General features: G+C 59.3%; 13 protein-coding genes and 1 tRNA gene. 10 read left to right on the forward strand and 4 right to left on the reverse strand.

What is annotated here, in order from left to right:
- Positions 1–89: 89 nt before the first annotated feature.
- Positions 90–164, reverse strand: a tRNA-Asn gene (locus tag PH562_RS09580).
- A gap of 116 nt (positions 165–280) precedes the next feature.
- Here PH562_RS09580 and PH562_RS09585 point away from each other — a divergent pair.
- Positions 281–592, forward strand: coding sequence for a hypothetical protein (locus PH562_RS09585; RefSeq protein WP_113233470.1), 312 nt, complete (start codon positions 281–283; stop codon positions 590–592).
- 12 nt (positions 593–604) lie between these two features.
- Here PH562_RS09585 and PH562_RS09590 read toward each other — a convergent pair whose 3' ends face one another.
- Positions 605–1,162 carry a sugar O-acetyltransferase gene (locus PH562_RS09590; protein WP_285172781.1) on the reverse strand — a complete coding sequence of 186 codons (558 nt, stop codon included), beginning with the start codon at positions 1,160–1,162 and terminating at the stop codon, positions 605–607.
- A gap of 326 nt (positions 1,163–1,488) precedes the next feature.
- On the opposite strand from PH562_RS09590, the gene PH562_RS09595 reads away from it, so the two are divergent.
- The 3 genes from PH562_RS09595 to PH562_RS09605 all read left to right on the forward strand — a co-directional run bounded on the left by PH562_RS09595 (position 1,489) and on the right by PH562_RS09605 (position 4,747).
- Positions 1,489–2,841 carry an extracellular solute-binding protein gene (locus PH562_RS09595; protein ID WP_285172782.1) on the forward strand — a complete coding sequence of 451 codons (1,353 nt, stop codon included), beginning with the start codon at positions 1,489–1,491 and terminating at the stop codon, positions 2,839–2,841.
- Between the two features lie 99 nt (positions 2,842–2,940).
- Positions 2,941–3,825 (forward strand): carbohydrate ABC transporter permease, encoded by an 885-nt coding sequence (locus tag PH562_RS09600; RefSeq protein WP_113233344.1) that lies wholly within the window; start codon positions 2,941–2,943, stop codon positions 3,823–3,825.
- A gap of 7 nt (positions 3,826–3,832) precedes the next feature.
- Positions 3,833–4,747 (forward strand): ABC transporter permease subunit, encoded by a 915-nt coding sequence (locus PH562_RS09605; protein WP_113233343.1) that lies wholly within the window; start codon positions 3,833–3,835, stop codon positions 4,745–4,747.
- A gap of 187 nt (positions 4,748–4,934) precedes the next feature.
- On the opposite strand, the gene PH562_RS09610 is transcribed toward PH562_RS09605, so the two are convergent.
- A complete protein-coding gene (locus PH562_RS09610) occupies positions 4,935–6,047 on the reverse strand; it encodes a sn-glycerol-3-phosphate import ATP-binding protein UgpC (RefSeq protein ID WP_112610111.1) in 1,113 nt (370 codons plus the stop codon).
- A 225-nt stretch (positions 6,048–6,272) separates the two neighbouring features.
- Between PH562_RS09610 and PH562_RS09615 the strand changes: the two genes are divergently transcribed.
- A complete protein-coding gene (locus tag PH562_RS09615; RefSeq protein WP_285172783.1) occupies positions 6,273–7,724 on the forward strand; it encodes a cryptochrome/photolyase family protein in 1,452 nt (483 codons plus the stop codon).
- Between the two features lie 3 nt (positions 7,725–7,727).
- Here the strand turns inward: PH562_RS09615 and PH562_RS09620 are convergent, their stop codons facing one another.
- Entirely contained in the window at positions 7,728–8,558 is an 831-nt protein-coding gene (locus PH562_RS09620; RefSeq protein WP_285172784.1) for an SDR family NAD(P)-dependent oxidoreductase, read from the reverse strand.
- A 295-nt stretch (positions 8,559–8,853) separates the two neighbouring features.
- On the opposite strand from PH562_RS09620, the gene PH562_RS09625 reads away from it, so the two are divergent.
- From PH562_RS09625 to PH562_RS09645, 5 genes are all read left to right on the forward strand, one after another.
- Positions 8,854–9,894: a cysteine synthase A gene (locus tag PH562_RS09625; RefSeq protein WP_285172785.1), complete on the forward strand. Its 1,041-nt coding sequence runs from the start codon at positions 8,854–8,856 to the stop codon at positions 9,892–9,894.
- Between the two features lie 4 nt (positions 9,895–9,898).
- On the forward strand, positions 9,899–10,636 hold the full coding sequence (locus tag PH562_RS09630; RefSeq protein WP_285172786.1) for an alanyl-tRNA editing protein: 738 nt from the start codon (positions 9,899–9,901) through the stop codon (positions 10,634–10,636).
- A gap of 60 nt (positions 10,637–10,696) precedes the next feature.
- Complete coding sequence (gene sseA / locus PH562_RS09635; RefSeq protein WP_285172787.1) at positions 10,697–11,554, forward strand: 3-mercaptopyruvate sulfurtransferase; 858 nt, start codon at positions 10,697–10,699, stop codon at positions 11,552–11,554.
- Positions 11,509–12,123, forward strand: coding sequence for a GNAT family N-acetyltransferase (locus tag PH562_RS09640; protein WP_285172788.1), 615 nt, complete (start codon positions 11,509–11,511; stop codon positions 12,121–12,123). Before sseA ends, PH562_RS09640 begins: the two co-directional genes overlap by 46 nt.
- Positions 12,124–12,204: 81 nt before the next feature.
- Positions 12,205–12,714 (forward strand): DUF1203 domain-containing protein, encoded by a 510-nt coding sequence (locus tag PH562_RS09645; RefSeq protein WP_285172789.1) that lies wholly within the window; start codon positions 12,205–12,207, stop codon positions 12,712–12,714.
- Positions 12,715–12,720 lie beyond the last annotated feature (6 nt).

The raw sequence follows: 12,720 nt of genomic DNA on the forward strand, positions 1-12,720 counted from the left end.
CACTCATCAGCTTTGAGAATTACAGACGCAGGATGCAATCAATCGGGCGGGCTAGCGCCGATATCAGCTTCAATTCTGTAGAAGAAGAGTGGCTCCCCGGGCCGGATTCGAACCGGCGACCTGTCGATTAACAGTCGAATGCTCTACCGCTGAGCTACCAGGGAATGCGCTTGGCGCGGTGTGAGCGGGGTAATACAAATGCTTTCCCGATTTGCCAAGCGGTTTTTTCAAAAAAAATGCATTCTCTTGCATTATTTCCTCGCGCCACCATTTCCTGTGGATGACCGATCAAAGCGAAACGACAGCAAATGCCGATCGGAATGGCCGGAAAACCCGCCGTTTTGGTATTGATCCCTCGACCCGCGAGCTGGTTTTCGGCTCCGTGAGAATTCCCCTGCCCCGTTCACGCCTTGCCCGCGTCGGCGTGGGGATAGCGCTTGTCTTCGGCGGACTGCTCGGCTTTCTGCCGGTGCTCGGTTTCTGGATGCTGCCATTGGGCTTTATCGTGCTCTCGCACGACATGCCTACAGTGCGCCGCTGGCGTCGCCGTTTCGCTGTATGGTGGACGCGAAAACGCCGCCCGGCAAACTAAACTCTCTTCTTCCTATCGCGCACGAACGGGACGAGCCGGATTGCCGACAACGGTTGTACCGGCGGCAACATCCCTGGTGACGACCGCGCCGGCACCGATGATCGCGCCGTCCCCCACCGACACGCCGCCGACAAGGATCGCGCCGCCGCCGATCCAAACGCTTCTGCCGATCGTCAATGGCCGGGCAATTTCCACCCCCGCTCCGCGCAATTCGGCGTCCTTATGATGTTCGGCGCAATAGATATGAACGCCCGGCCCCAGCATGCTGCCGTCGCCGATGCGTACGGTGGCGCTGTCGAGGATCGTGCAGCCGGCATTCATGTAGACCCGGCGGCCGAGCGAGATATTGATGCCATAGGAGCAATGAAACGGCGCCTCGATGAAGACGCTCTCGCCGATCTCGGCAAAGAGCGCAGACAAAGCCGGCGCGAGATTGCCGCGTTGGGCGGGCGGCATTGTATTATGTGCATGCACAGCCTCGCGTGCCTGCCAGCGCAAGGCGTCGAGTTCCGGATCGAAACAGCAATACCACTCCCCCGCCGCCATTTTCTGCCGCTCGCTGAGACCCATGTTCTCATTCCTCCAATGCGTTCCGAACGTCCCACCGGCGATCTTGCAACATCGCTCGGGGCACAAGCAAGGAAGACCATTGCGTCTTCTTAGCCGACCAGCAATCCATGAACGAACGCACGCGGCCCGCACCTCTTGATTAGCAAAACCGCAAATGCACGATCCTGCAACGAACGCTGCTCCGCAGAGCCGCTGCGCTTGTGAAAAAGCCCGTCAATGCGGGATTCTTGCCCACAACAAACTGTCACACAGCTTGTCTATAACCCGCGCTACCGCGGACTTGCGCAAGGCCACCGGTTCCGAGCTTTCAAAAGGAAATAGGGATTATGTCGAAACTTAAAAATTACATTTCTGCCGCCGCTGCTGGCGTCATGAGCGTCGCTTTGGCGATGCCGGCTGCCGCAGCTCCGGTCAAGTTCGATTTCTGGTTCGGTCTGTCGGGCGACCTTCAGCGCGTCGTTGAGACGCTCTGCAAGAACTTCAACGATTCCCAGAAGGATTATGAAGTTTCCTGTGTCAGCCAGGGCAACTACGACGCCGCGCTGCAGAACACCATTGCCGCCTTCCGCGCCGGCAAGCAGCCGACGATCGTCCAGGTCTATGACGTCGGCACGGCAACGATGATGCTTTCGGGCGCCTATTATCCGGTCAACAAGCTGATGGCTGAGAACGGCTACAAGGTTGACTGGAACAACTATTTCCCGGGTATCGCCCGCTACTACGCCACCTCGAAGGGCGAGCTGCTCTCCTTCCCCTTCAACTCTTCGACCGCCCTGCTCTACTGGAACAAGGACGCCTTTGCCAAGATCGGCAAGACCGCCGCGCCGAAGACCTGGGAAGAAGCTGCGGAAGACATGAAGGCCCTGAAGGGCGCCGGCTATGAATGCCCGATGGCCATCAACATCTCCGGCAACGAAAGCTGGCAGCTGATGGAACAGTTCTCTGCTATCCACGACCAGCCGATCGCTACGAAGAACAACGGCTACGATGGCCTCGACGCCCGCCTGACCGTCAACAAGACGAAGTTCGTCAAGTATGTGACTGATCTCAAGAGCTGGTACGATCAGGGCCTCGTCAAGATCAAGTCCAAGGATCTCGGTCAGGACATGGTCCAGGCCTTCGCCGCCGGCGATTGCCAGATGATCATGACCTCGGTCGGCGACCATGGCACGGTCGGCAAGACCCATAAGGCCGACATGAACTGGGATGTTGCCGAGCTTCCGGTCTACGCCGGCACCGAGCGCAAGAACTCGCTCGTCGGCGGCGCTTCGCTCTGGGTTCTCTCCGGCAAATCGGCTGACGAATACAAGGGCGCTGCCGCGTTCCTGAACTTCATCGCCAAGCCCGAAACCGCTCTCTTCTGGTCGACCAACACCGGCTACATCCCGGTTACGAAGTCCGGCTTCGAATTCATGAAGTCCTCCGGCTTCTACGACAAGGCTCCCTTCAAGGGCCGCGAAGTCGCTATCGCCAGCCTGACCGCTTCCGAGCCGACTGCGATCACCCGCGGCATTCGCCTCGGCAGCTTCACGCAGATCCGCGCCGAGTTCGGCAACCAGATGCAGGCCATCTTCGCCAACAAGGTCAGCGTTCAGGAAGGCATCGACAACCTCGTCAAGAACGGCGACGCCGTGCTCGAGCGTTTCGAAGCCACCTACAAGGGCAAGCAGCTGCCGTAAGCGGCCAAGCTCGTAACAGAACAGCGTCCGCCGGGGTTTCCCGGCGGACGTTCGTTATGAAGGCAAGCATGGCATCGAGATCTCAAGCCGGTAGAGACAATGGAAAAGCGAGTAACTTTCAACAAATGGAGCGTCGGCATCCTGTTCGCAGTGCCGCAATTGCTTCTCATCTTCACCTTTTTCTATTGGCCGGCGGGTCAGGCGGTCTTCTGGTCCTTGACGCTGCAGCAGCCGTGGGGCGGCGGCAATATCTGGGTCGGGCTCGACAATTTCAAATCCATTCTCGCCAGTTCCGATTACTGGAACTCGGTCACGATCAGCATCATCTTCGCTGCTATCAGCACAAGTATTTCCATGGCGGGCGGGCTGATACTAGCGGCCCTGACCGATCGGCAGCTGCGCGGCTCGAAAATCTACCGTGTCGTCTTGATCTGGCCTTACGGTATTGCGGCACCCGCATCGGCGATGGCCTTCCGCTTCATCCTGGCGCCAGAAGCAGGCCTCATGGCCGTGGTCAATCAGTGGTGGCCGGGATTCTGGGACCCGGGCCTCGACGGCAACGCCGCCATGGCCTGCGTCATCGCCGCCTTCTCGTGGAAATATATCGGATACAGCTTTATCTTCTTCCTCGCCGCTTTCCAGGCCATTCCACGCGCGCTGATCGAGGCATCCGCCATGGATGGCTCCGGGGTGCTGCGCCGCTTCTGGGACATCCAGTTCCCGTTGATCACGCCGACGATCTTCTTCCTACTCGTCATCAACATCACCGAAAGCTTCCAGGATTCATTCGGCATCGTCGACATCATGACATCGGGCGGCCCGCACAACTCGACCAACCTCATGGTCTACAAGATCTATTCGGACGGCTTCAAAGGTCTCGATTTTTCCGGTGCGGCGGCGCAGAGCATCATTCTCATGCTGCTGATCGTCCTGCTTACCATCTTCCAGTTCCGCTTCATCGAGAAGCGCGTGCATTACCGTTGAGGCTGACATGGTCGAGCGCACCCCCATTCTCAATTTCTTTACTCACCTGATCCTGCTCCTTGGCTTCATCGTCGCCGTGGGCCCGCTGGCTATCGTCGCCATTGCCGCATCGCATAACATCGCCGACGTCAACAAAGTGCCGATGTCGCTGATCCCTGGTTCGGATTTCTGGGTCAACATGCAGACGGCATGGACGACCGCGGGTCTCGGCCCGAAGCTGCTGAACAGCCTGATCTTCGCCACCGGCGTTGCGGTGGGCAAGGTGCTCATTTCGGCGATAACGGCCTTTTCCCTGGTCTATTTCCGCTATCCGGGCCGCCATTTCATTTTCTGGCTGATCTTCATAACGCTCATGCTGCCGCTCGAAGTGCGTATCGTGCCGACCTATGCGGTCGCAGCGAACGTCCTGTCGCCCTTCCAGGGAATTCTCGACTTTACCGGAATCACCTGGCTCATCGCAAAGCTTACGGGCATCGAAGTCTCCCTGAACCTCGGGCTGCTTAACTCTTCGATCGGCCTTATCCTGCCGCTGGTCGCGACGGCGACTGGCACCTTTCTTTACCGCCAGTTCTTCCTGACCATACCGGATGAGCTGGCCGAGGCCGCGCGCATGGACGGCGCCGGAGCATTGCGCTTCTTCGTCGACATCCTGCTGCCGCTGTCGCGCACCAATATGGCCGCCCTCGGTACAATTATGTTCCTCTGGGCCTGGAACCAGTATCTGTGGCCGTTGTTGGTGACCACCGATCCCGCCCACATAACGGCTGTTCACGAACTCAAGTCGCTCATCCCGAATTTTGGCGGCCTTCCGGAGTGGCATATCGCTATGGCCGGCACGCTGATCATTATGATTCCGCCGCTTGCCGTCGTCGTGCTGATGCAGCGTTGGGTCGTTCGCGGCATGATCGCTACGGAGAAGTAATCTCGTCCTCCTGCCGCGCCGCATTTGGCGCCGCGGCAGTCCACTACGATCGAGTATTCATCGGTATCGTGCCGGAATATCCCTGCGCAAACCCAACTTCACTTAAACTCACTCGACCTGCGACATACAAAAAACCCGGAAGTCGGAAAACTTCCGGGCACACCTACTGAAAAGCTATGTTTGAAATTCAGCTCGCCAGCACCTTCAGCGGCGTAACCGAAGCAACGGCGTCGAGCCGCAGCCCGGTATCCTGGGCAAACAGATGCGTGTGCTGCTGCGGCAGTTCCAGCGCTACGGACTGACCGGTCTGGCCCGTCGTATGATCGGCAACGGCGACGGCGAAGCTCGAACCGTTGATATCGCAATGGATGACGCGGCCGGCGCCGAGTTCTTCGACGAAATCGACGGTTGCCGGGATAGCGCCGGGCGTACCGGCAGGAACGAGGCGCGCATGTTCCGGCCGGAGGCCGAGGGCGACCGGCTGGCCTGCATGGCGCTTGCCGATGTTGGCGTCGATGGCGATCGGAATGCCGTCGAAGATGAATTGCTCGCCATTGGCCGCGAAAGTGCCTTCCAGGAAATTCATGGCCGGAGAGCCGATGAAGGAGCCGACGAAACGGGTGCGCGGTGTGTTGTAGACCTCGAGCGGCGTGCCGACCTGCTCGACATTGCCCTTGTACATGACGACGAGCTTGTCGGCGAGCGTCATGGCTTCGACCTGATCATGCGTCACGAAGACCGATGTTGCCGACAAGCGCTTGTGCAGGCGGCGGATTTCGACGCGCATCTGCACGCGCAGCTTGGCATCGAGATTGGAAAGCGGCTCGTCGAACAGGAAAACCTTCGGCTCGCGGATGATGGCGCGGCCCATGGCGACGCGCTGGCGCTGACCGCCGGAAAGCTCGGCCGGCTTGCGGGCGAGGAAATCCTCGAGGCCGACGATCTTGGCGGTTTCTCTGATGCGGCGATCACGCTCGGCGCGCGGCACACCGGCGACCTTCAGCGCATAGCCCATGTTGGCGGCGACATCCATGTGCGGATAGAGCGCATAGTTCTGGAAGACCATAGCGCAGCCGCGCTCGCGCGGCTCAAGCTGGTTGACCACCTTGCCGTCAATGCTGATCTCGCCCGAGGTGATGTCCTCAAGGCCGGCAATCATGCGCAGCAGCGTGGACTTGCCGCATCCGGAAGGTCCGAGGATGACGACAAATTCGCCCGATCGGAAATTCAGGTCGACGCCATGAACGACCGGATTGCGGCCATAGGCCTTGCGAACTTGTTCAATGCGGATTTCCGCCATTTTAATCTTCCCCGCCTGTCCATTTCGGCACGTCAATCGGGTGGACTGCTAGCGAATTTGCATTACAGAACAGTGACAAGCACGCCCTATATCACAAACCGCATCCAGATTTCCTCACGAGAGTTGCGTGTAGGATTCCATTATAAAACGCGCGGTAGCGGAACCATTCGCTGCTGGTGTCGTATGTTGCTGAAAGAAGCGAAGGATAGGCGATCGGCCGCGACCATGACGACATCGAAGACAAAGCCCATCCTGCTGTGGTTTCGCAAGGACCTGCGTCTTGACGACAATCACGCCCTGCAGGCCGCCGCAACATCAGGCCGTCCCGTCATTCCGATCTATATTCTCGAGCTCGAAGGAAATGGCGGCGGGCCGCTGGGCGACGCGCAGGAATGGTGGCTGCACCATTCGCTCGCTGCCTTGCAAGTGGCGTTCGGTAGGCTCGACAGCAAGCTCATCCTTCGACAAGGCGATGCGCTGGCTGTACTCGATAACCTTATTGCGGAGACTGGCGCCGAAGCCATCGTCTGGAACCGGCGCTACGATCCGGCCGGCATAGCGGCAGACACGCAGATCAAGAAGGCACTGCGGGGCAACGGCATTGAAGCCACCAGCTTTGCCGGCCAGCTGCTGCATGAGCCGATACGCTTGCGCACCGGCACCGGCAACCACTACAAGACCTATACGCCGTTCTGGCGTGCGTTCGAGCAATCCGGCGAACCCCCGTTTCCTATCGAGCCGCCCGAAAAACTTCCAGCTCCTAGCCATTGGCCGAAATCGGATAGGCTCGATGCCTGGTCGCTGCTACCCACCAAGCCGAACTGGGCGATCGCCTTTCCGCAGATGTGGACACCGGGCGAAGCAGCGGCGCAAGAGAAGCTGAAGGGCTTCATCGATGGCGCGGTCGACGTTTATGCGGTCGATCGCGATTTTCCGGACAAGCCCGCAACCTCCCTGCTTTCTCCGCATCTTGCGTTCGGAGAGATTTCGCCCGCCCGTATCTGGCATGCGACGCGCGGACTGCCTGACAATATCGCCACGGACAATGTCGTCCGCTTCCGCAAGGAGCTTGTCTGGCGCGAATTCTGCTATCACCAGCTCTTTCATTTCCCGAAACTCAGGACGGAAAACTGGAACGATCGCTACGACGACTTCCCTTGGCTTACCGATGCCAAGCTGCTGAGAAGCTGGCAGCGTGGGCAAACGGGCTATCCGATCGTCGATGCCGGCATGCGGCAGCTTTGGCGCCACGGCTGGATGCATAATCGCGTCCGCATGATCGCGGCCTCCTTTCTCATCAAGGATCTACTGATCGACTGGCGTGACGGCGAAGCCTGGTTTCGCGATACGCTCGTCGATGCCGATCCGGCCGCCAATACGGCAAACTGGCAGTGGGTTGCGGGCTCCGGCGCCGACGCCTCCCCCTTCTTCCGCATCTTCAATCCGGTGCTACAAGGCGAGAAATTCGATCCGGATGGCGGCTATGTCAGGACCTTCGTACCGGAACTGGCAAATCTTGACCGCAAATATATTCATCGGCCGTTCGAGGCGCCTGATGATGTGCTCAAGCGTGCGGGCGTAGAACTCGGCAAACACTACCCCCGCCCCATCGTCGATCATGCCATGGCGCGGCGGCGTGCACTCGCCGCGCACGCATCGCTTAAAGATAATGGATAGGCGCTATTCGGCCGGATGCGCGGTTATATGCGGCCTGGTCGGCCGGCGTGGGTTGCCGCTCCCCAGAAAATACCTGAGCACCCTGAAATATAGGCTATAGGGCAGAAACTTCAGCAGCTTTGCCCGATAGACCATGCTCTTCGGGAAACTGATGTCGAAGGATGGAGATTTCAATCCGGCCGCGATCGCATCAGCCGCCTGTTGTGCCGACACGATATCAGGCATCTCGAACTTGTTCTGCGTCGTCAATGGCGTGTCGACATAGCCCGGGGTGATGAGCTGGATGCGGATGCCCATGCGATCGAGCTCGAAGTTCAGGCTTTCCGCCATGTTGATCAGCGCGGCCTTGCTGGCTCCGTAAGCCGCACCGCGGGGAAGTCCGCCATAACCGGCGACGGATGAGACAAGGGCAACCTGGCCGTATCCCCTCGCCCGCATATGCCGCACCGCCGGAACGAGGCAGTTGACGACGCCATGGAGATTGACGGCAAAACTGCGTTCGAACACTTCGTGATTGAGGTCTTCGCCCCGTGCCGGCAAATAGACGCCGGCATTCAGAACCGCCAGGGCAATGGGGCCGTGCTGATATTCAATTGCCGCAACTGTGTGCTCCATGTCCTCCGTATCGGTCACGTCGCCGTCGAGCACGACAATGCTGCCTGCAAGCGCGCTTGCCTCGGCCTGCAGGGCCAGAAGCTTGTCGTGACTGCGCGCCGTAACGGCGACCTTGTAGCCTTCTTCAGCCAGCTTCAGCGCGAGCGCGCGGCCGATACCGGAACTGGCGCCGGTGATCCAGACCACTCCATGTTCAGGACGTGCGATGAACGGGCTCATGGCTCTTCTCCTTGGCTGACGGCCGCCTACATCAAACGCTTAAACCGCGACCGTTCGTGGCAATTTAGAAATAGCGCATCATTGTGGCCGCTTTCGGCCAGACTAACGGCGTCATCGGGAAAACAATGTCACCAATTGGAGACCGAGGACTTGGATGAAAGAGGTAGGCCGAGACGCTCGCCAAGTCGAATTTTGCGAGGCGAATAGATAGCAAGGAACAGAATTTCTTGCCTATCCCGCCTTGTGAAGGGAAAAGACCGTTCTTACAGTAGTTGCGAACAGAAGGCAGATTCCAATGACCGTCCATCCGTCCGTCCTCGAAGCAATTGGCAATACGCCGTTGATCAAGCTCAAGGGCGCCTCCGAGGCGACGGGCTCGACCATTCTCGGCAAGGCCGAGTTTTTGAATCCCGGCCAATCGGTGAAGGATCGGGCCGCGCTGTACATCATTCGCGATGCCGAAAAGAAGGGCCTGCTGAGACCTGGGGGCGTCATCGTCGAGGGCACGGCCGGTAATACCGGCATCGGCCTGACGCTGGTTGCCAAGGCGCTCGGCTATCGCACCGTCATCGTCATTCCTGAGACACAGAGCCAGGAAAAGAAGGATGCGCTGAAGCTGCTCGGGGCCGAACTGGTGGAAGTTCCCGCTGTCCCCTACAAGAACCCGAACAACTACGTGAAGGTCTCGGGCCGCCTGGCCGAGCAGCTCGCGAAGACCGAGCCTAACGGCGCGATTTGGGCCAACCAGTTCGACAATGTTGCCAACCGTCAGGCCCATATCGAGACGACCGCCAAGGAAATCTGGGCCGATACCAATGGCAAGGTCGACGGCTTCATCTGCTCGGTCGGCTCCGGCGGTACGCTGGCGGGCGTCGCGATGGGCCTGCACGCCTTCAACAAGGATATCAAGATCGGCATTGCCGATCCGGAAGGCGCCGCCCTCTATGAATTCTACAAGAATGGCGAGTTGAAATCCTCCGGCTCTTCGATCACCGAGGGCATCGGCCAAGGCCGCATCACGGCAAACCTGGAAGGTTTCACGCCCGATTTCGCCTATCAGGTCACCGATGCCGAGGCGCTTCCTTACGTCTTCGATCTGGTCGAACACGAGGGCCTGTGCCTCGGCGGCTCGACTGCCATCAATATTGCCGGCGCGGTTCGTCTCGCTAGGGATCTCGGCCCCGGACATACGATCGTGACCATCCTGTGCGATTACGGCAATCGCTATCAGTCCAAGCTCTTCAATCCCGACTTCCTGAAGTCGAAGGGCCTGCCGCTGCCAAGCTATTTGGAAAAGCGGACTGAAATTGCCGTCCCCTACGAAACAACAGCGTGATCATATGACCGTCAATGCCCTCTATCGTGACGATTTCTATCTATCGACGACCGAAGCGGTCGTTACCGCGATCCACGAAGACGGGGGCATAGAGCTCGATCAGACCTGCTTTTATGCGACTTCGGGCGGACAGCCTGGCGATACCGGTTTCCTCGAGCGCGGCGACGGCTCGAGGATCATGCTCGGTCAGACGAAGCATGGGCCGATCAAGGACATCATTATTCATCTACCGCTTGAAGGCGAGCCGCTGCCCATCGTCGGCGAGAAGCTGGTGCTACATATCGATTGGGCACGGCGCTACAAGCTGATGCGTATGCATACGGCCTGCCATCTGCTTTCGGTGGTCTGTCCCTATCCGATTACGGGTGCTGCGGTCGGCGAGGATGAGAGCCGGGTCGATTTCGACATGGGCGAGACGATCGACAAGGACGAGGTAACGGCGAAAATGATGGCGCTCGTCAACGAGAACCATCCGATTTTCGTCCGCTGGATCACGGATGAGGAGCTGATCGCCAATCCAGGCATCGTCAAATCCAAGAATGTGCGCCCGCCGATAGGCCTCGGCCGCGTCAGTCTCGTCTGCATCGGCGAGGATTCGGCTATCGACAGCCAGCCTTGCGGCGGCACGCATGTGTCGGAAACGCAGGAGGTCGGCGCAATCCACATCGCCAAGATCGAGAAGAAGGGCAAGGAAAACCGCCGCTTCCGTATTCGTTTCGGCGCGCCGACCGACGAGAATTGACCGCGCAAGCGCCTATATCTCGATATCAAGACCAATAAACTAAAGCAGGGAGTGATCATCATGGCAGCGGACAAGAGCCGTTTCGTCGTATCCGCCGACTGGCTGCAAGGCGAGCTTGGGGCCAAGGACCTGCGTATCCTCGACGCATCCTTCTATCTGCCGGCGCAGAAGCGCGATGCCGATGCCGAATATGCCAGCGGCCATATTCCCGGCGCGATCCGCTTCGATCAGGACAAGATTGCAGATCATTCGACCGGCTTGCCGCATATGGTCCCCTCGCCCGAATTCTTCGCGGCAGAGGTCGGCAGGCTCGGCATCAGCGAGAGCGATCGTATCGTGATCTATGACGGCCCGGGCCTGTTTGCGTCGCCGCGCGTCTGGTGGCTGTTCCACATCGTCATGGGTGCGCCGAATGTCTTTGTACTGGATGGCGGCCTGGATGGCTGGAAGGCTGAGGGTCGGCCGCTGGAGACGGCGACGCCTAGCTTCGCGCCCGCGACATTCAAGCCGAAGTTCGATGCCGACCGTGTCGTTTCGCTCGACGAGATGCGAGAAATCGTCGACAGCCATTCCCTGCAGATCGCCGATGCCCGCAGTGGCGGCCGCTTCGCAGCAACGGAACCGGAGCCGCGTGAAGGCATGCGCTCGGGTCATATGCCGGGCGCGAAAAGCTTGCCGTCGGGCGTCTTCGCCACGAACGGCAAGTTCAAGTCGCTGCCGGAATTGAGGGAAACCATCGAGAAGGCCGGTATCGATCTCGACAAGCCCGTGGTGACGACCTGCGGGTCCGGCATTACCGCCGCCATCATCACGCTGGCGCTCGAATCCCTCGGCCATGGCAACAACAAGCTCTATGACGGCTCCTGGTCGGAATGGGGCAGCCGGGCGGATACGTCCATCGTCACCGGTCAAGATTGAGCATCATAGCCGTGAAGACGCCCTCCTCCATTAAGGTTCACATCACCCGCCTGGAAATGACCGCGCCGCCCAAGGCCAGCCTGCCGGTGCCGGTCAATATCCAGACCGCGATCATGCGGGCGCCTGGCATCCCGCTGCCCTTCTACCGCTACCTCTATCGCCAGGTTGGCGCCCGCTGGCACTGGGTGGAGCGTCTGCGCCTTTCTGACGAGCAATTGACTGCTGTTCTTCACGACCAGCGCAACGATATCAGCGTGCTTTACGTCAATGGCGCGCCGGGTGGATTCTTCGAATATTTCCGGCAAGACGAGGAAACGATCGAGCTCAGTCATTTTGGCCTCATCGAAAACGCACTCGGCCTCGGCATCGGCAAATGGTTTCTGCTGCAGTCGCTCTACGCCATATGGACGCTGAACCCGCAGCGGATCGTGACGACGACGAACAATCTCGATCATCCGCGGGCATTGCAGCTCTATCAGATGTTCGGCTTCTCGCCGATCTCGACCGGAGAAGGCATCGTCCGACCGCTGAGCGACAAGGAATTGCTCGAGCTCGCCAAGAATGGCTAGGGGCTCCCTAGCGACAGGAATCGGGTGGTTTTGGTTCTTGTTCCGGCGCATCACATGGCAAATCTCAAAAGGAGCTTTGCCATGCCTTCCATCGCCTTTGCCGCCATGCCCACGTCCGATGCCGAAGTTTTGTGGAATGGTGGCACAGATGCCTATAGTCACCGGCCGGAGACCATGATCTCCGATGGCCCCGGCCATCCCTGCCGTCACTGCCTGTGCAATATCGATGCCGGCGAAGAGCTGTTCGTCTTTGCTTATCGCCCCTTCCCGGAATTGCAGCCTTACGCGGAAACAGGCCCGATCTTTCTGCACAAGACGCCGTGTCAGCGCTATGAGGCAGTAGAAGTGCTGCCGCCGGTCCTGACGACCAGCCGGGATTTCATCGTGCGCGGCTATGGTCAGAACGATCGCATCGTCTACGGAACTGGCGCCGTGACGCCGACCAATGACATCGCATTTTACGCGGCTTCGCTGCTCGAACATCCCGACATCGCCTATGTCCATATCCGCTCGGCGCGAAACAACTGCTATCAATGCCGGATCGATAGAACAGGGGCGCCGGCATACGCGGATGCCGGCGCCTCCATCTGACGTGCG

Source organism: Rhizobium centroccidentale (assembly GCF_030182565.1).
In the GTDB taxonomy this organism is placed as follows: domain Bacteria; phylum Pseudomonadota; class Alphaproteobacteria; order Rhizobiales; family Rhizobiaceae; genus Rhizobium.